The following is an 18993-nucleotide window of genomic DNA, read 5'->3' as shown; positions in this document are numbered from 1 at the left end:
ATGATCATTCCTTTTTCACCTCCTTATATAAATAAGGCAGTTATACATGAAGTAAACAGTGCCCTAGAATCTGGCTGGATTACAACTGGACCAAAAGTAAAACTACTTGAAGAACTTGTATGTAAATATACTTTAGCCTCAAACACACTTTGTGTCAACTCAGCAACTTCAGGACTTATTTTAGCTTTAAAATGGTTTGGTGTTAAACCAGGAGATGAGGTAATTATACCTGCATACACTTATGCTGCAACAGCCTTGGCTGTAATACATGCTGGAGCAACACCTGTTATGGTTGATGTAGAAGATGATTTTAACATTTCAGTTGCTCAAATAGAAAAAGCCATCACAAATAAAACAAAAGCAATAATCCCTGTTGATATTGCTGGTTGGCCTTGCGATTATGATGCAATTTATGACCTTATCACTAAAAAGAAGACACTTTTCAATCCTACTCATCAAAACCAAACAAAATTAGGTAGAATTTTAATTATTGCAGATTCAGCTCATTCCATTGGCGCAACTTATAAAAATAAATTTTTAGGCTCTGTTACAGATATCACAGTGTTTTCATTTCATGCTGTTAAAAACGTAACAACTGCCGAAGGTGGCGCCGTTTGCATTAACTTACCTGAACCTTTTAGCAATCAAGAAGAGTATAATTATCTACGTTGCTTTTCTTTGAATGGTCAAACAAAAGATGCCTTTACAAAATCCAAAGCTGGAAGTTGGAGATACGATATTATTTATCCAGGATTAAAAATAAACATGCCAGACATTTTAGCTGCCATTGGTGTTGCACAAATGCCAGAATACTTTGAAAAAACACTAGACAGCAGAAAAGAAATTTATAAATACTATCAGACTTTTTTTTCAGATAAAGCATGGGCTATTCTTCCTCCATATAAAAGTGAGGAACGCTTATCATCTTGTCATCTTTACGCTTTAAGAATTAAAGATATTTCTGAAGCAACAAGAGACACTATTATAAATAAGATTTCTAAAAATGGAGTTGCAGTTAATGTACATTTTCAGCCTTTGCCTTTACTCACTTTGTTTAAAGACATGGGATATAACATAGATTATTTTCCAAAAGCATATAATAATTATAAATGTGAAATATCGCTACCAATCTATCCTCAACTAACAAAAGAACAATTAAAATATATAGTTGAAACGGTTGAAGGTGCTGTAGAATCTACCTTATGATAAAAAGATTATTTGATATCATTTTTTCTTTTGTTGGAATAGCTTTATTATTACCTATATTGCTAATAATAGCATTTTTAATAAAAATTGAATCTAAAGGTTCGCTTTTTTATTTGCAAACTAGAGTTGGTAAGCATCATAAAGATTTTAAAATCTTTAAATTTAGAACCATGTTAGTAGATTCTGATAAAAAGGGATTATTAACACTTGGAGACCGAGATCCAAGAATAACAAAAATCGGATATTTTTTAAGAAAATATAAATTAGATGAACTCCCTCAACTAATTAATGTTTTAATAGGCAATATGAGTTTTGTTGGACCCAGACCAGAAGTACGAAAGTATGTAAATTATTATTCGAAAGAAGATGATATCATTTTTTCTGTAAAACCTGGAATTACTGATTATGCTTCTATCTCTTTTAGAAACGAAGCCGAATTATTAAAAACTACCAACAACCCTGAAACTTATTATATTGAACATATTTTGCCAGAAAAATTAAAACTTAATAAAGAATATATCAATAGCAACAATCTGTTTACAGATTTGAAGATTATTTTTAAAACTTTTATAATTATTATTGAATGAAGGACGTTTCTACCGGTTGCTTTATATTATCCCTTGACTTTGAGTTGCATTGGGGCATTTTTGATAAAAAAAATGTTGCTGATTATGAAGAGAATTTAAGAAATGTAAAACTAGTTATACCAAGATTAATAGAACTTGCAAATGCATATAATATAAAATTAACTTTTGCTACAATAGGCTTTCTATTTGCTAAAAACAAAGAAGACCTCCTTAATAATAACCCTAAATTATTACCTAGTTATTCAGATAAAAAGTTTTCTCCTTACTCCATTTTAAATGAAATTGGCAAAGATGAAACTGAAGACGAGTACCACTATGCTTCTAGGTTAATTGAATTAATATCTAAGTCAAAAAATCACGAAATAGCCACACACACTTATTCTCATTACTATTGTTTAGAAGATGGACAAACAAAAGAACAATTTGAGGCTGATTTAATTGCAGCTATTGCAGTTGCTACCAGGCGAAACACTGTTATTAAAAGTATTATTTTTCCAAGAAATCAAGTAAATGAAGCGTATTTAGACATTTGTAAGAAACATGGTTTAACATCTTATCGTGGTACTGAAAAACACTCTATTTACAATACTATTGATAGAAAATTTAATAAAAAACAATCAACAAGAGCCTTGCGTTTAATAGATTCTTATATCAATTTAACTGGGCATCAAACTTATAAACTAAATCAAGTAAATAAGGATACAGGGATTTTAAACATTCCTTCAAGTCGGTTTTTAAGACCCTATAGCCAATCACTTAAAATGTTTGAGTCATTAAAAACAGCTAGGGTAAAAAACGCCATGACTTATGCTGCAATGCATAATGAGATGTATCATTTATGGTGGCATCCTCATAATTTCGGTAAGAATATTGATGAGAATTTTGAAATAATTGAAAGCATCTTCAAACACTATAATAAATTGAATGAAACTTATAATTTCAATAACTTAACAATGTCTGAAATTGCAGATTCTAATTAATGTGTATCTTAAATTTGTTTAGCTCTCCTAAAACAATAAAGCTTTTACTATTTTTTTGATTTGTTGTATAAACCTTAATGTTTGATAAAGGCTCTGGTTTTCTGTAGATTAAATCGAAAATAATACGCTTTAAGTAAACAGAGTTACTATCCTTTAAATCAATGAGTTTAAACAAATTTAAATCGATATTTTTAGCTAAAGGTTCTACTTCAATTTTAGTGTCTAAAATAGATGTGTTTCTAAATAAGTTTTTTAATTTATACTTTAATTTAACTACAAATAAATTGAAATTTTTATCTCTTAGATATTGTTTAAATTCAAAAAATTTAGCTAATAAATATGCTGTGATTTGACTAAAAACATTTGATGAATCGAATAAAACATGACAATGATATAAGTAGCTTTCATTGGTCCATTTTGTTTTATACTCGTATTCTCCTTTAGAAAAATCTAATATGGAAACATAATTTTCAAAACACCATTCTATTAGTTTAGCTAATTCAATATGACCAACGTTAAACTTGTAATAATCTGGATCGAATGCTTTAACAGCTCCTGTTAATTTAGTTTCTTCAACAAAAGCCAAAGACATCGAGACAGGCTTGTTATCTGCATAAACACTTATTAATAAAGCTTTCCCTTCATTTATCATTGGATAAATTAGGTCGTTATAGAACTCCCATTTATCGATAATGCTCGTATCTATACCTAAAGACTCATGACGCTTTTGTAATAATTCTTTAAATTCTGCAAGAGCCTCACTACATCTCTCTTTAGTTATAGATTTATAATCTATTTTATATGTTGTATTAAAACAATGCTCAAACTTCTTTAAAGTACTTCTATATTTCGTTCTACTTTTGGAACTCATTACAGAAACCATATAATCTTCCAAATTTGAAAAACCATTCAAATTAGCCAAAAACCCTTTGTATTGTCTTATTTTATAAACTTTTAAACCATTTGGTTTTGCACTATTGTTTAAAGGTTGATAATTGGGCACATCGTAAATTAAACAGGTTTTGCCTTTAAAATCTTCTTCGCCACAATCTAAATCGTATGTAATACCATTTGTTGAGTTTTTTCCGGCATTCACATAATAGGGTAAATAATGATGTTTGATAAACTGAAGGTTCTTTATAAAATCAAATGAATAGCTCTGTTTCCCTTGTGCAAAATGCTTAAGCCAATAATCTTGATACGTATTTGATGTAAATGGATTACGACTCATTTTTTGTAATAATTAATGTGTTTAACTTGCCAAAAGCATAAAAATAATGACTATTACCTGAAGGTTTATACAATTCTAAAGAAATAGCAGGTTGTGGATTCATATAAAGAAAATCGTAAATAGCACGACGAATTGAAAGCATTTCAAAATCTTCTAAATCTAATCTTTCTAAATTCTCTTTATTTGGAATGTTTTCTTTAATAATTTCTACATTATAAGTGTCTACAACAATAGGTTCTGCTTTGTTTTTACCAAGGATTTTATACTTTAATTGATGATATATTTTATTGTAATTCTTTTCTCTAAAGGCACGTTTAAAATTAAAATAGCTTTCAATAAAATTAGCAATCAAAACACTCAATATCGATTTTGAGTCATAAAACAAATGATAATGCGTTTTGTAAGTATCGTCACTCCATCTCTTTTTATACTCAAAATCGCCTTGTGTATAATCGAAAATTTGAATGTGATTATCAAAACTCCATTCAAGCATTTTTAAAATGGTAGTATGACCTATATTATATCTGTAAAAATCAATATCAAAAACCGTTAATGCTTCAATTAACGTGGAGCCAAAATGATAACTAAAAGTAACACCTATTGGCTTTTTATTACAATAGATTACAAATAATGAAGCTGTTTTTTCTTGAATCATTTTAAAAGCCAATTCCGTATAATAGTTCCAAATTACAGGGTTTAATTCTCCACATGGTTCTTGTTTATTAGCATAGCGCTTTTCTAATAGATTATAGAAAGCATCGAAAGCTATTTGAAATTGTTCTGTTGAAATATCTCCATGATACATCACATATTCTACATCAAAACTAGCCTCCAGCCTACTTACATTACGCCTTAATTTAGATCGAGAATTAGACTTATATATCGTTTTTAAATAAGCTTCTAAATTTTCATATTCTGAAATCCTAGTGATATATCCTTCATATTGAAAAATTTTTTTAAGCTTTAAAGAACCACGTCTTTTAAATCCAGGAATGTTATAATAAGAAGGAATATCTCTAATTAAAAACACTTTGTTTTTATAATCCAAAGCATTATGATCTGAGATAACATATTGAATTCCATTGGTTAAATTTTTACCAATATTTACATAATATGGTAAAAATTTATGCTTAACAAAGCTTACATAATCAATAAAATTAAATGAAACACCATTTTTAGAATTATTAAAATGCTTGGACCATGTATCAATATATGTCTGTGAATTAAATGGGTTTATCTTCATTCTTAAATTTAGTAGATTTAAGAACTAAAGTAAATATTTACAAAGAAAATATGTCTTATTAACTCATATTTTAGATGTATGAAATAAAAACTATTATGAACGGTAAAATAAATATCTTTTAAACTTAAAATTTCATATATTTAGTCATTCAATTAATAGCTCTTTAAACAGAAACTGTTTAAAATCTTTCCCTTAATATATATAAGTTATTAGAATTAATTTTTAAAAAACACTAAGTTTGTTTTATACAAAATAGCTTTTTAAAAAAAAATAAAAAAACGATTAAAAGTCTAATTATTGCGTTAAAACTTAAGCTCACTTTTATTTTAAATTAAAGAACGTGAAAATTAGTTATTTATCGTATTTATTTGATGATTGCTATTTAAACGTAGATATTTACTATGGCTAAAAATGTATCGAAGTTGAATTCTAAAATATGGTTATCGTCTCCACACATGAGTGGGCATGAAGAAAAATTTATTAAAGAAGCTTTCAATTCTAACTGGATTGCGCCTTTAGGTCCTAACGTCAACGGGTTTGAGAACGATCTTGAAAACTATTTAGAAAACAAGACACATGTAGCAGCATTAACAACAGGAACTGCTGCTATTCATTTAGCATTGGTTTTATTAAATATAAAAGAAAATGATGAAGTAATTTGTCAAACTAAAACATTTGCAGCTTCTGTAAATCCTGTTTTATATTTAAATGCTAAACCTGTATTTGTTGATAGCGAAAAAGACACCTGGAATATGTGTCCTAATTTGTTAGAAAAAGCCATAAAAGACAGAATTAAAATTGGGAAAAAACCAAAAGCTATTATTGTAATTAACCTATATGGAATGCCATATAAAGTAAAAGAAATACACACCATCTCACAAAAATATAATATCCCAGTTGTTGAGGATAGTGCTGAAGCACTTGGAAGTCAATATAACAACCAAAAATGTGGGACTTTTGGAGATTTATCTGTTTTATCTTTTAATGGAAATAAAATCATTACAACTTCTGGTGGTGGCGCTTTAGTCTCTAGAAGTAAAGAGGTTAAAACAAAAATTATTTATTTAGCAACACAGGCTAAAGAACCTGGGTTAGAATATTCTCACATAACAACTGGTTACAATTACAGGATGTCTAATGTATTAGCTGGTATAGGAAGAGGACAGATGGAAGTGCTGGATACCTATGTCGAATTAAGAAGGAAAAATTATCATTACTATAAAAAGCATCTAGGAACTATAAATGAAATTCATTTTTTAGATGAACCTGAAGGCTATTACTCAAACAGATGGTTAACCTGTATGGTTTTAGAAACAAACAAAATACGAGATGACATTCAACAATTATTAGAAATAAACAATATTGAAGCAAGACCATCTTGGAAACCTATGCACTTACAACCAGTTTTTAAAAATTATCCTAAATACCTGAATGGTGTTTCAGATAATTTATACCAAAAAGCCCTTTGTTTGCCTAGTGGATCTAACTTAACACTAGCTGAGTTAGATAAAATTATTACATTAATAAAACAGTATTTTGAATAAATTAATAAACATATTAAAAAATATTTCTCACAAGTATGCTTCAAAATGGCTTGTGTTATTGTTCGATTTATGTGTGGTTGCATTTACATTCTTTCTGGCATATATTATCCGCTTTAACTTTGTTATAGATTTCGATTTCACTGTTTTTTTAAAACAAGTACCTTTTGTATTAGTAGCTGCATTAGTAAGTTTTCTAGTAGTAAACTCACATAAAGGAGTTGTTCGATTTACTGGAGTAAAAGACGTTATCAACCTTATAATTGGTATAAATATATTAGCTACTATTCTAATTGTTGTAACTTTTTTAAGTAGACAATATTATTTCGATAGAATTTTCGATATACCAGGCTCGATAATCTATATTCATTTACTATTAAACATATTCTTCTTAGTTGGAATTAAATTTTTCATTAAATCGCTTTATAGAAGTATTGTTACAGATTTTGAAGTTAAAAAGGCTGTCTTAATTTATGGCGCAGGAACTTCTGGCATGATAACTTATGACGCTGTAACTAACGATCCAAAAAGTAATATAGAAGTTGTCGGTTTTATTGACGATAACGACAGTAAATCAGGTAAAAAAATCAACCTTTTAAATGTTTATCATCCTGAAAAAATAACTAAAGCTTTCATTGAAAAGAATAAAATTGATGAGGTTATTATTTCTATTCAAAATATCGATTCGAATAAATTATTACAAATAACTAGTAATTTATTCGCTTTAAACCTAAAAGTAAAAATTGTTCCTGCTGTAAAAAACTGGATCGATGGAGATTTAAGTTTCGGACAAATTCAAGATTTAAATCTTGAAGATTTATTAGGGAGAGAACCAATAAACATAAACAATCCAATGCTTGCCGAAGAGTACAATAACAAAATAATTATTGTTACAGGTGCAGCAGGATCCATTGGAAGTGAATTGGTTAGAAAACTATCTCGATATGATTTTAAAAAATTAATACTAGTAGATAATGCCGAATCAAATTTATACGATATTCAACAAGAATTACATAGAAGCGGCATAATTAATATAGAATCTATAGTTGCCGATATAAGAAATAAAGTTAGAATTAATAACATTTTCGATTTTTATAAACCAGAAATAGTCTTCCATGCTGCAGCTTATAAACATGTTCCTTTAATGGAGCAAAGTCCATACGAAGCTGTAAGTGTAAATGTAAAAGGTACAAAAAACCTAATTGACTTATCCGTTAAATATGGTGTAAATAAATTTATCTTAATTTCTACTGACAAAGCTGTTAACCCTACAAATGTCATGGGAGCTACGAAACGAATAGCCGAAATGATTGTATGTTGTCAAAACAATACACCATCTGGAAAAACAAAATTTATTATTACAAGATTTGGCAATGTTTTAGGTTCCAACGGTTCTGTTATCCCTCTATTTAAAAAACAAATTGAATCTGGAGGCCCACTGACAGTGACACACAAAGATATTATTAGATACTTTATGACCATTCCAGAAGCTGCGCAATTAGTATTAGAAGCATCAGCTATGGGTTTAGGCCATGAAATATTTGTTTTTGACATGGGTAAGCCTGTTAAAATATACGATTTAGCAATTAATATGATAACCCTTTCTGGTTTTAGATTTCCAGAAGATATTAGCATTAAAATTACCGGATTAAGACCAGGAGAAAAAATATTTGAAGAATTGTTAGTTGATGGGGAAAACACAAAACCAACCTATAACGAAAAAATCATGATTGCAAAGTGTAAACCTATAAACATAGGTAACATGCAAGAAAACATTGAGGAATTATGCAACCTTGGACCAAATTCTCAAAATATAGAAATTGTATCAAAAATTAAAGATATTGTATTAGAATATAATCCAAACAATTCTAAATACGACGTTCTAAATATTAGAAAATAGATAAAAACTTTAAGTATGAAAGTAAAACAAATTAAGCAGATATATCTAAAAATAATTATAGTAACTATAATTATCTCCTTTTCATCATGTACTTCAAGTAAAGAGATTATATACTTTCAAGATGAACCACTTAGCAGTTTAAATTCTTTAGAAATTAATACCGAAATAGTTTATAAACCAAACGACTTACTTACCATTAACGTTTCTGCACTAGATCCTGATACAGTAAGACCCTTCAACTTACCTGTTATCACTAATAGTACAACCACCTTAAATGTTCAAGGAAATATAAAAATGCAAACGTATATTGTAGATAAAGAGGGGAATATTGACTTTCCAGTTTTAGGTCCAATTAAAGTTGGCGGCCTAACAAGAGCTCAATTAACACTATATTTAAAAGAACGGATCTCTGATTATGTTAAAGACCCTATTATTAACATTAGATTAACTAATTTTACAGTAACAGTTTTAGGGGAAGTCAATGGTCCTGGAACATATACCATTGAAGATGAAAAAATATCTTTATTAGAAGCTATTGGACTTGCTGGCGATTTAACAATCCATGGGAAAAGAGAAAATGTTTTTTTAATTAGAGAACAAGATGGCGTTAAACGATTTACAAAGTTCGATTTAACATCTATAAACGTTGTAAATTCGCCTAACTTTTATTTAGAACAAAACGATGTTATTTATGTCGAACCAAATCCAGCTAAAATTCGATCGGCTTCATATAATCAAAATTATGTAATAATTATTTCTGCTGTTGGTACTTTAGCGACCATAGCAGCCATTTTAGTAAAATAACTTTAGCTAATGAGTACAAAAAATATGAATCAAAAAATCGATTTCAAAGAATTAATAAGTCCTTATTTGCACAAGTGGAAATTTATTGTTTTTTGTGTTATTGTAGCCTTAGCTTGTGCTTTTGTTTATTTACGTTATACAGACTACCAATACCAGGCTTCTGCAAAAATTAAAATAAAAGACGAGAAATCTAATAACAAACTTCCGGAAATATCAACCTTACAAAATTATGGTCTGTTTAAAACAGATAACACCAATGTTTTAGATGAAATTGAAGCCATTAAATCTAGAATTATTATTGAAGAAGTTATTAAAGATTTAAAATTTAATATTCAATATTTTGTAGAAGGTCGTATTAAAGCTCGTGAAGAATACAAGAACCCTCCTTTAAACATTACCTTCAGCGCAACGGACTCTATCATACATAAAATAGATACTACTTTTAATATTCGCATACAATCTGCAAATAAATTTATTTTAAAAGGTATCAATTTTAGTGAAAAAATATCTTTTAGTAAGCAAGAAGAGAAAGAATTAGACGATTCTGGAACAGAATACGCTTTTGGTGAAAGTATTACAACAAGTTTTGGCGATATCATTATCACACCAAGAATTGGAGAATCTTCAACAAAAATTGGAGCAAATATTAAAATTAAGATCTCCCCTATTAATGGTATTGTATCTAATTACAAAAAAAGATTACTTATAGAACACCAAGAAATGTCCAGCATTTTAAAATTAACTATAAATGATAATGTTGCTATTAAGGCTCGTTTATTTATTGACAAGCTTATCGAAAAATATAACGAAGATGTACAACGCGACAAACAACTTGTTGTAGATGCAACTTCAGATTTTATAAACAACAGACTTGAAGTTGTTACTTCAGAATTAGGGAATGTGGATTCTAATGCTGAAGCGCTTCAAAAAAACAATAAATTAACAGATTTAGCTACACAATCAACACTTTCACTACAAAATGAAAAAGAAAATGAGGCAAAATTAATAAATACAGCCAATCAAATTCAACTAATTGATTACATGAATCAACATATAACTCAGGATAATACTGAAACTGAGTTATTACCATCAAATATTGGTATTTCAGATAATTCTGTTGGACAATTAACCAAACAATACAACGAATTGGTTTTAGAGAAAAATAGACTTTTAAAAAATTCGAGTGAAAAAAATCCAACAGTCGTTAATTTAACCAATCAAATCAACCAACTTAAAACCAATCTAGCACAGAGTTTAAATAGCATTAAAGCTACTAACGAAATTACATACAATACGCTAGTTGCAGAAAGCAATAGAATTAGTTCGCAAATCTATTCTGCGCCAAGAAAACAAAGGCAATTTAGAGATATAAAACGCCAACAAGACATTAAAGAATCCTTGTATTTATATCTATTAGAAAAACGAGAAGAAGCTGCCATTACACATGGTGTATCCTCTCCAAACGCTAAAATTATAGATCATGCTTATGCTTCTGCATTGCCAGTTGCTCCTAAAAAACCAATCATCATTTTAGCTGCGTTAATTCTAGGATTTAGTTTCCCTATCGGATTTATTTATCTTTTAAATTTATTAGATGATAAAGTTCATAATATTAACGATGTGAAAAGCGTGGTTACTATTCCATTTATTGGAGATATTCCAAAATCTGGAAAAAACAAACAATTAATATCTAAAGTAGACTATTCCCCTAAAGCTGAAGCTTTTAGAATGGTAAGAACAAATTTAGAATTTATGCTTCAAAATATTGAAGATCGTGCAAAAATCATCTTTGTTACTTCCACTACCAGTAAAGAAGGAAAATCTCATACTGCTATAAATTTAGCATCGTCGATTTCTTTTTCAGAAAAGAAAGTCTTGCTTATTGAAACTGATATTAGAGTTCCAAAAGCTACTAGTTATTTAGGTGTTAAAAATAATTTTGGACTTACAAATTATATAGGAAACACTAAAACCCAAATCAAAGAAGTAATCTTTAATTTTAAAGATAATATGTTTTTAGACGTGATACCATCTGGTACCATCCCTCCTAATCCAGCTGAATTACTTATGAGCAATCGCGTGAAAGAACTATTGGATTATGCTTCAGACAAATACGATTATATAATTGTAGATACTGCTGCTGTTGGTTTGGTAACCGACACCTTACTAATTAGTAAATTTGCTGACTTGTTTATATATGTAGCCAAAGCTAATTATATCACTAAAAAACAATTAGAGTTAGCCGAACGCATGTACACTGAAAAAAGGTTGCCAAACATGACTATTCTATTAAATAGTGTCAACCACAAAAAAGGAACTGGCTATGGTTATGGTTACGGAACAAATCCTCACAAAAAGAAATGGTGGAAGTTCTCTTAACTAATTATTCTTAGCGTTTTTTCTACGTGTTTTTTCTTTAGATAGCAACATGAGTTCTCTTCCTGTTTGTCCAGCTACCGAAGTGTTTTCTTCAGCTCTACGAATTAAGTATGGCAATACGTCTTTCACAGGACCAAAAGGGACGTATTTAGCTACATTATAACCACGATTTGCTAAATTGAAGCTTATATGGTCACTCATACCATATAATTGACCAAACCATACACGATTATCATTTTTAGCTATGCCTTTATCTTTCATAAGGTCTAAAATAATATAACTACTCATTTCGTTGTGTGTTCCTGCAAAAAGAGAAATAACATCTAAATGTTCTAAAATATACTTGGCTGAAGCATTGAAATTCTCATCTGTAGCAACTTTACTTTCGCATATTGGGGTTGGGTAGCCTTTCTTCAATGCACGTTCATTTTCTTTTTCCATATAAGCACCACGAACAATTTTATACCCTAAATAATACCCATTCGCTTTAGCATGCTTGTGTTCTGCTTCTAAAAAAGCCATTCTATCGTGTCTATACATTTGTAATGTATTATACACAACAGCCTTCTCTGTATTATATTTTTGCATCATTTCAGATACCAAATCATCCACTGCTTGTTGCATCCAGCTCTCCTCAGCATCAATCAATAGTTCAACATCCTTTTCTTTTGCCAACTTACATACCTTATTATATCTTGTTACAACACGATTCCATTGCTCTTGTTCATCTGCTGTAAACGGTTTTCCTTCCCCTTTTTTTGTGTATAAGCTTGGCTTACCAAATCCTGTTGGTTTAAATACGGCAATTGGCATTGCTTCTTTCTTTTCAGAAAAATTAATAATCTCTAGTGTTTTTTCCATTGCCGCATCGAAAAAAGATTCCTCCTCTTTTCCTTCTACCGAAAAATCTAACACAGAACTAACACCCTTTTCAAACATAGCATCAATAACAGGTAAACAATCTTTTTCGTTAATTCCTCCACAAAAATGATCGAAAACAGTTGCTCTTATTACACTATCTACAGGTAAATTTGCTTTAATAGCAAAATTACTCAATGTCTTTCCCACCTTTACTAGTGGTTCGTAAGAAATCATTTTAAATAAAAGATAAGCTCTATTAAGTTCGGAGTTACTTTTTAATGAAAAAGCAACTTCTGTATTATCAAAAAATTGTTCTTTAGACATGTTGAAAAAATTATTCACAAATATAATTATAGTATTTCTACTTATTTATAAAAAAATCTCTAATTTTCACACTTCATTATTCTTAAAACAGACATGAATTCAATTACAACTTCAGACTACTCAATTCACTTTAATTCAAATTGTTACCAAGCAATAAATTTGCATTTGAGCAAGATTAAGTATTCAAAAATATTCATCCTAGTAGACGAAAATACTCATGAACATTGCTTACCTATGTTTTTAGCTCATCTTGAAACAGATTTAAACATTGAAATTATTGAAATTGAGTCTGGAGAAATACATAAAAACATCGAAACCTGTTCTGGCGTTTGGAATGCATTATCAGAATTAGAAGCTGATAAAAAAAGCTTGTTATTAAATCTTGGTGGAGGCGTTATTACAGACTTAGGAGGCTTTGTCGCGTCTACCTTTAAACGAGGCATTACTTTTATTAATATACCAACAACTTTGCTAGCCATGGTAGATGCTTCTATTGGAGGTAAAAACGGCGTGGATCTCGGACATTTAAAGAATCAAATAGGAGTTATTAATGCTGGTGAAATGGTGTTAATTGACACCTCCTTTTTAAACACATTACCTGAAAATCACATGCGTTCTGGTCTGGCTGAAATGTTAAAGCATGGTTTAATTTATGACGAGGCTTATTGGAATAAATTTCAATCTATTAACAATCTAAACCTAGAAACGCTAGATAAATTAATTTACGAATCTGTTGAAATAAAAAAAACCATCGTTGAGAAAGATCCTTTTGAAAACAATCTTAGAAAGACTTTAAATTATGGACACACACTAGGTCACGCAATTGAATCCTATTATTTAAGTCATACAAGCAAAACCCCTCTATTACATGGAGAAGCTATTGCTATAGGTATGGTTTTAGCAACATATATTTCTACTAAATTAATAGATTTCCCGAAGCAAGATTGCAAAAACATAAAAGAAACTATTACACAAATATTTGGCAAACCGATTATTCAAAAAGAAGACTTCCACCCTATTATTGAGCTTTTAAAATTTGACAAAAAAAACGAGCATGGTAAAATTAATTTTGTGCTGTTGAAAACAATTGGAGAAACAAAAATAAATTGTCAGGTTGAAAATAATCTAATTATTGAAGCATTCAATTATTACAATTCTTAACAACCCGTTAAAATAATTTGTAACTTTATAAAAATTGCTAGAGTAAAATGTAAATGCTATTTATTAATTTAAAATCCTTTAGTAATGAAAAGAATTATTGTTGATTATAAAAAGCTTACACCAAAACTCCTCAAGTTATTGACCGATAAATTCCCAGATGGTTATAACGATGACGATGTAATTACGTTCGAAAATCATAAAAATGAAATCATTGAGGCCGTAGAGGTTCGTACTAAAGACAGCATATACCTTGTTAAAGTAAGCAGTAAATTACATTACAGCATGACAAATTTTGATGGGATTGATGAAGCTGAAGTCGACGACTTAGGACATGTGATTATTAACGACGACATTAAGGAAGAATCTTATAAAGATGAAGAAGAGTAACTTTATAAATAACGAGATTTTATAATGTCTATATGGTGTTTTTCATGACCAACTATGACAAATCCAATGGCTCGAACAGACATATCACTATTACTAGCAGACCCAATTAACTTCAAAATATCATTATTAAAACTTTTAAACAACATTATTGAAGATCCTCTAACCAGCTGGTACTCATTCAACAAGTCTTCTCTACTCTTACTATTTGCTTGTGCTGTTTGTGCATAAGCGTTTTCTTCAAATCCAGGCAAAGGTGTTTTGTCTTGTCTTGCAAAACGCAATGCTCTGTATGCAAAAACACGTTCGGAATCAATTAAATGCTGCATAATATCTTTTATAGTCCATTTGCCAACATCATAACTAAACCCTAGCTTATCTTCTGGAATTGAATTAAAAAACGCAAGAACCTCCTTTAAACTAGATTCTAGACCAGAAATAAGCCCTTCACTCCCTGATTTATTAATATAATTTGCATAAAATGGAGCATATTCAGTTTCTAAAATTTGAGAAGCATTCATAATATTTGATTTTAACCAAAAAACCCCTTTTAAATAAAGAGGTTTTTATAATATTTCTAGCTGTTTTTACATTTCATTAAATATAGAATGCATCAAACGTTTTTTATCGTTAATACTTTCTTCTAATGAAATCATTGTTTCTGTTCTATATACACCATCAATATCGTCAAGCATAAAGATAATATCCTTGGCATGCTCTGTATGTTTAGCTCTAATTTTGCAAAATATATTAAATTTTCCAGTTGTAATATGAGCAACAGTAACAAAAGGAATATCGTTTATGCGTTCTAAAACAAACTTGGTTTGTGAAGTGTTTTGCAGAAATATGCCAACATAAGCAATAAAAGAGTATCCTAACTTCATATAATCAAGAGTTAAAGAAGACCCTTTAATAATCCCTCCTTCTTCCATTTTTTTAACTCTTACATGAACCGTTCCTGCAGAAATGTCTAGTTTTTTAGCTATATCTGTAAAAGGAACTCTTGTATTATCTATTAACATGTCTAAAATTTGATGATCCACATCATCTAACTTAAATTTCCCCATTTTTAGTATTTTTTATATAAAAAGCAAAAATAATACAATAATGCTGAATTTTCTCTATTAAAATATAAGGTTATGTTAATTTTAATGAATATTCAATAGTATTTAAGAAAATAGATTCCACAACCATTCCTTCAGATAAAGCAGAAAGATCAAGTAACGAAAACTCTTTATTTTTAGCAATAATATTTCGATGCCCATTTAAATGATTTAAGTCACCTATTTTTTCAACTGTTGGTATAAATTTAACATCTCCACCTACTAAAGTTTCGGCATATTGTATTCCAATATCTATTGTTTTTTTACCGTTCAAATTCACACTTGCCTGTCTAATAATAATATCAAGAAAATTTTTATCATTCTCAGGAATCGACAAATAAGACTCATAACAATCTCCCAATACATCACTTTTAGAAATATAATCAAGGCTAGACATAATAGCCTCAAACATATAAAACCTTGTTATTTCTCTACTATAATCGTTTTCATAGTGTCCAGCTTCAAACAATATTGTTGGACAATTTAAGGCTTGAAACGTGTCTCCAACACAGTTTTCATTATAAGCATCATCATAAAGACCGATTTGATTTGGAATTTGAGCTTGCAACAAAGTATTCATAACAGAAATAATCTCCATAGCTTTTTTACGAGTTCGAGTAACTGTACATGCCACATCTTGAGCTGGAGATAAAAATGATAGTACTGCAGAGTTCCCTGTGTTACCTACACCAAATATGGTACGTTGTCCATGCAAATTAAAACAAAAATCAGGTTTAAAATCATCAAACACATTTCTTAGAATCTTGCTTTCTGGTTGAGATAGATTTTTTGCATCTCTATTTAAATCTATATCGTTTGCATTTTGTCTTGTATAACGCTCTGCACCATCAGGATTTAATATGGGAATAATCTGAATTGTACAGTTTTTAAGTATCTGCCCTATAACTCCATTAGAATGATATGCAAATACATTACAAATATCAAAAATAGCTTTGGTAGTTGTGCTTTCGTTACCATGCATTTGAGACCACATTAATATTTTTTTGGACCCAGTTCCAATTTTTATAATATGAATTGGTTTCCCTAAAACCGATGTTCCAATTTTTTTTACCTCTAAAACACTTTTAATTTTATCAAGCAAAGGCTGGATATGTTCATTCTGAATGTATCGATTTTTAAGATGATTTTCTTTATAAGAATCGAACACGTTTTTTAAAAATTCTGAAGTCATTAAATATTGTTTGATACAAATGTAAACAATTAACAATTTACAATTGTAAACAAAAGAATCATGCCTTTATGTTTACATATCTAAACAATTTTCATGTATTTATACAAATGTGTATATAGCTTTTTAGTGAAATTTTAACAAAATATATAATTTATCTCTATATAGTTCTATTTCAGCTTTTTGTGATACATTAAATAAAGCATTAATTGCAGTATAATTTGAAGTTTTAAAATGTAAACACTTAGACTATCATTATATTTGTTACATTTGTAAATAGAAAACGACCTATTTATAGTTTACAATGATAAACACTAAAGATTTCTCTAAGAGACTCCAAAAAGTCATAGATTATTACAATGAAAGCGCCTCATCTTTCGCTGAAAAAATTGGTGTTCAACGTTCAAGTATTTCGCATATTCTATCTGGAAGAAATAAACCTAGTTTGGATTTTGTTTTAAAAGTACTCTCCTCTTTTCCCGAAGTTGAATTGTATTGGTTGTTAAATGGAAAAGGAGAATTTCCATCTAATGAAAAATTACAAGTAAAGATTCCAGTTGAAAAAAACATCTCGGAACCAATGACAGAAAATGTTGTATCCGATAAAAATCAAACAGAAAAAAAGAGTTCTAATGAAAAATCTATAGAACGAATTGTTATTTTTTATTCGGATGGCAGTTTTAAAAACTTCGAAGAATTCTAAAAATAACAAAAGCCTGAATAAAAATTCAGGCTTTGTAAATATGCGTTATTTCAGAAAAAATTATTTTATAAATCGGCTGTGCCAACTATCGCTAGCAGGAACTTCCCAATTTTCATTGAATTCTGCAATGTTTACAACCAAATTATTGAACACAATGGTGTTTTTAGACACGGCTCTATCTTTAGCCATTTTCTTAAAATCTGATAAGGTTTTATAAGCAATAAAGTCCCCTTGCTTGTAAGACACATTCATTTTATCTAATAAATCCACTTGATAGTCTTTCTCTAATTGTTGGATAAAATGTACAGACGCATCAATTGAACAACCTGTAGCAGCTCCAGCCTGATGATTTAGCCCAATAACTATAAAACGCTTGTAAACTATTTTATAGCCTGCTTGTAAATCGCTTCCATGAGCCGTCCAGTTTTCAATAAACAGATCCAACTTGGACTCTAGCTCCTTAAGTTCTTCATCTGAAAATGATCGATTACACTGATAAATCCAAACTTTTGATTCTTCAGGTAACGTATTAAAATCTACTAACATTATTCTTGAGAGTTTGCAATTAATTCAGCAATATCCAATACCTGAATACTGTCTTCTTTTTCTTTTGCTTTTACACCATCTGTCATCATGGTATTACAGTAAGGACAGCCAGTAGCAATAATATTTGGTTTTGTTTCTAAGGCATCTTCGGTTCTAAGTACATTAATATCTTTATCGCCTTTTTCTGGCTCCTTGAACATTTGTGCACCTCCAGCTCCACAACATAGTGCCGAGTTTCTATTGCGTTTCATTTCAACCAATTCGACACCTAAAGTTTTTAACAACTCTCTTGGTGCTTCATAAACATCATTTGCACGACCTAAATAGCAAGGGTCGTGAAAAGTAATGCGTTTTCCTGTAAATTGAGAAGAACTTCCAATGCTTAATTTTCCAGATTTTATAAGCTCGTTAATAAATTCTGTATGATGTTGCACTTGATAGTGTCCACCTAGTTCTGGATATTCGTTTTTTAAGGTGTTAAATGAATGCGGACAAGCAGTAACAATATGCTTCACCTCATAGGCATTCAGAACCTCAATGTTTGTAACAGCTTGCATTTGAAACAAGAACTCGTTTCCAGCACGTTTAGCTACATCGCCTGTTGAACTTTCTTCTGTACCTAAAACAGCAAAATCGACATTTGCTTTATTAAGAATTTTCACAAAAGCCTTAGTTATTTTTTTTGCTCTATCGTCGTAACTTCCAGCTGCTCCTACCCAAAACAAAATGTCTGGTTGTCTGCCTTCGGCCATACATTGCGCCATAGTTGGCACTTTAAGTTGTTCGCTCATGTTATTGTATGCTTTAATTTTGAGGTTAGCTACGCTAAACCCCATGTTTTCAGCCTTCTA

General features: G+C 29.8%; 18 protein-coding genes. 10 read left to right on the top strand and 8 right to left on the bottom strand.

The features are described from left to right. The 3 genes from ACI5KZ_RS03045 to ACI5KZ_RS03035 are packed head-to-tail and all read left to right on the top strand — an operon-like array spanning position 1 to position 2773. A complete protein-coding gene (locus tag ACI5KZ_RS03045) occupies positions 1 to 1206 on the top strand; it encodes a DegT/DnrJ/EryC1/StrS family aminotransferase (protein WP_406846856.1) in 1206 nt (401 codons plus the stop codon). Beyond that, the gene (locus tag ACI5KZ_RS03040; protein ID WP_109309935.1) at positions 1203 to 1793 is read left to right on the top strand and encodes a sugar transferase; all 591 of its coding nucleotides are present in this window, start codon (positions 1203 to 1205) and stop codon (positions 1791 to 1793) included. The genes ACI5KZ_RS03045 and ACI5KZ_RS03040 overlap by 4 nt, the downstream gene beginning before the upstream one ends. Further along, positions 1790 to 2773, top strand: a complete 984-nt coding sequence (locus tag ACI5KZ_RS03035; protein WP_406846855.1) for a polysaccharide deacetylase — start codon at positions 1790 to 1792, stop codon at positions 2771 to 2773. Before ACI5KZ_RS03040 ends, ACI5KZ_RS03035 begins: the two co-directional genes overlap by 4 nt. Here the strand turns inward: ACI5KZ_RS03035 and ACI5KZ_RS03030 are convergent. Together ACI5KZ_RS03030 and ACI5KZ_RS03025 are read right to left on the bottom strand one after the other, a co-directional pair. Then, on the bottom strand, positions 2766 to 4004 hold the full coding sequence (locus tag ACI5KZ_RS03030) for a GNAT family N-acetyltransferase (protein WP_406846854.1): 1239 nt from the start codon (positions 4002 to 4004) through the stop codon (positions 2766 to 2768). The genes ACI5KZ_RS03035 and ACI5KZ_RS03030 overlap by 8 nt on opposite strands. After that, positions 3994 to 5247 carry a GNAT family N-acetyltransferase gene (locus ACI5KZ_RS03025; RefSeq protein ID WP_109309932.1) on the bottom strand — a complete coding sequence of 418 codons (1254 nt, stop codon included), beginning with the start codon at positions 5245 to 5247 and terminating at the stop codon, positions 3994 to 3996. The genes ACI5KZ_RS03030 and ACI5KZ_RS03025 overlap by 11 nt, the downstream gene beginning before the upstream one ends. Positions 5248 to 5648: 401 nt before the next feature. Between ACI5KZ_RS03025 and ACI5KZ_RS03020 the strand changes: the two genes are divergently transcribed. Genes ACI5KZ_RS03020 through ACI5KZ_RS03005 form a run of 4 tightly spaced genes read left to right on the top strand, consistent with a single transcriptional unit; the run spans position 5649 to position 11871 of the window. Continuing rightward, complete coding sequence (locus ACI5KZ_RS03020; protein WP_109309931.1) at positions 5649 to 6791, top strand: DegT/DnrJ/EryC1/StrS aminotransferase family protein; 1143 nt, start codon at positions 5649 to 5651, stop codon at positions 6789 to 6791. Beyond that, the gene (locus ACI5KZ_RS03015; RefSeq protein ID WP_406846853.1) at positions 6784 to 8688 is read left to right on the top strand and encodes a polysaccharide biosynthesis protein; all 1905 of its coding nucleotides are present in this window, start codon (positions 6784 to 6786) and stop codon (positions 8686 to 8688) included. The genes ACI5KZ_RS03020 and ACI5KZ_RS03015 overlap by 8 nt, the downstream gene beginning before the upstream one ends. A gap of 15 nt (positions 8689 to 8703) precedes the next feature. Further along, positions 8704 to 9492 (top strand): polysaccharide biosynthesis/export family protein, encoded by a 789-nt coding sequence (locus tag ACI5KZ_RS03010; protein WP_109309929.1) that lies wholly within the window; start codon positions 8704 to 8706, stop codon positions 9490 to 9492. Positions 9493 to 9501: 9 nt separating this feature from the next. Then, complete coding sequence (locus ACI5KZ_RS03005; protein ID WP_406846852.1) at positions 9502 to 11871, top strand: GumC family protein; 2370 nt, start codon at positions 9502 to 9504, stop codon at positions 11869 to 11871. On the opposite strand, the gene ACI5KZ_RS03000 is transcribed toward ACI5KZ_RS03005, so the two are convergent. Further along, positions 11872 to 13056: a proline dehydrogenase family protein gene (locus ACI5KZ_RS03000; protein WP_109309928.1), complete on the bottom strand. Its 1185-nt coding sequence runs from the start codon at positions 13054 to 13056 to the stop codon at positions 11872 to 11874. It abuts the gene before it with no gap. Positions 13057 to 13149: 93 nt separating this feature from the next. Between ACI5KZ_RS03000 and aroB the strand changes: the two genes are divergently transcribed. Both aroB and ACI5KZ_RS02990 read left to right on the top strand, forming a co-directional pair. Further along, a complete protein-coding gene (gene aroB / locus ACI5KZ_RS02995; RefSeq protein WP_406846851.1) occupies positions 13150 to 14217 on the top strand; it encodes a 3-dehydroquinate synthase in 1068 nt (355 codons plus the stop codon). A gap of 84 nt (positions 14218 to 14301) precedes the next feature. Next, the gene (locus tag ACI5KZ_RS02990; RefSeq protein ID WP_109309926.1) at positions 14302 to 14604 is read left to right on the top strand and encodes a hypothetical protein; all 303 of its coding nucleotides are present in this window, start codon (positions 14302 to 14304) and stop codon (positions 14602 to 14604) included. Positions 14605 to 14606: 2 nt separating this feature from the next. Here the strand turns inward: ACI5KZ_RS02990 and ACI5KZ_RS02985 are convergent, their stop codons facing one another. From ACI5KZ_RS02985 to ACI5KZ_RS02975, 3 genes are all read right to left on the bottom strand, one after another. Beyond that, complete coding sequence (locus tag ACI5KZ_RS02985) at positions 14607 to 15122, bottom strand: DinB family protein (RefSeq protein ID WP_406846850.1); 516 nt, start codon at positions 15120 to 15122, stop codon at positions 14607 to 14609. Between the two features lie 66 nt (positions 15123 to 15188). Further along, positions 15189 to 15668, bottom strand: a complete 480-nt coding sequence (locus ACI5KZ_RS02980; RefSeq protein ID WP_109309924.1) for an Lrp/AsnC family transcriptional regulator — start codon at positions 15666 to 15668, stop codon at positions 15189 to 15191. A 70-nt stretch (positions 15669 to 15738) separates the two neighbouring features. Beyond that, positions 15739 to 16896, bottom strand: a complete 1158-nt coding sequence (locus ACI5KZ_RS02975) for a M14 family zinc carboxypeptidase (RefSeq protein WP_406846849.1) — start codon at positions 16894 to 16896, stop codon at positions 15739 to 15741. A gap of 301 nt (positions 16897 to 17197) precedes the next feature. On the opposite strand from ACI5KZ_RS02975, the gene ACI5KZ_RS02970 reads away from it, so the two are divergent. After that, the gene (locus ACI5KZ_RS02970; RefSeq protein WP_109309922.1) at positions 17198 to 17596 is read left to right on the top strand and encodes a helix-turn-helix domain-containing protein; all 399 of its coding nucleotides are present in this window, start codon (positions 17198 to 17200) and stop codon (positions 17594 to 17596) included. A 60-nt stretch (positions 17597 to 17656) separates the two neighbouring features. On the opposite strand, the gene ACI5KZ_RS02965 is transcribed toward ACI5KZ_RS02970, so the two are convergent. Beyond that, positions 17657 to 18142, bottom strand: coding sequence for an ABC transporter ATPase (locus tag ACI5KZ_RS02965; protein WP_406846848.1), 486 nt, complete (start codon positions 18140 to 18142; stop codon positions 17657 to 17659). Further along, positions 18142 to 18933 carry a (Fe-S)-binding protein gene (locus ACI5KZ_RS02960; protein ID WP_406847039.1) on the bottom strand — a complete coding sequence of 264 codons (792 nt, stop codon included), beginning with the start codon at positions 18931 to 18933 and terminating at the stop codon, positions 18142 to 18144. The genes ACI5KZ_RS02965 and ACI5KZ_RS02960 overlap by 1 nt, the downstream gene beginning before the upstream one ends. Positions 18934 to 18993 lie beyond the last annotated feature (60 nt).

The organism is Xanthomarina sp. GH4-25, from assembly GCF_045363175.1.
Classification (GTDB): Bacteria; Bacteroidota; Bacteroidia; order Flavobacteriales; family Flavobacteriaceae; genus Xanthomarina.
The sequence above is the reverse complement of the archived record's forward strand: the minus strand, read 5'-3'. Positions and strand labels throughout refer to the sequence as shown.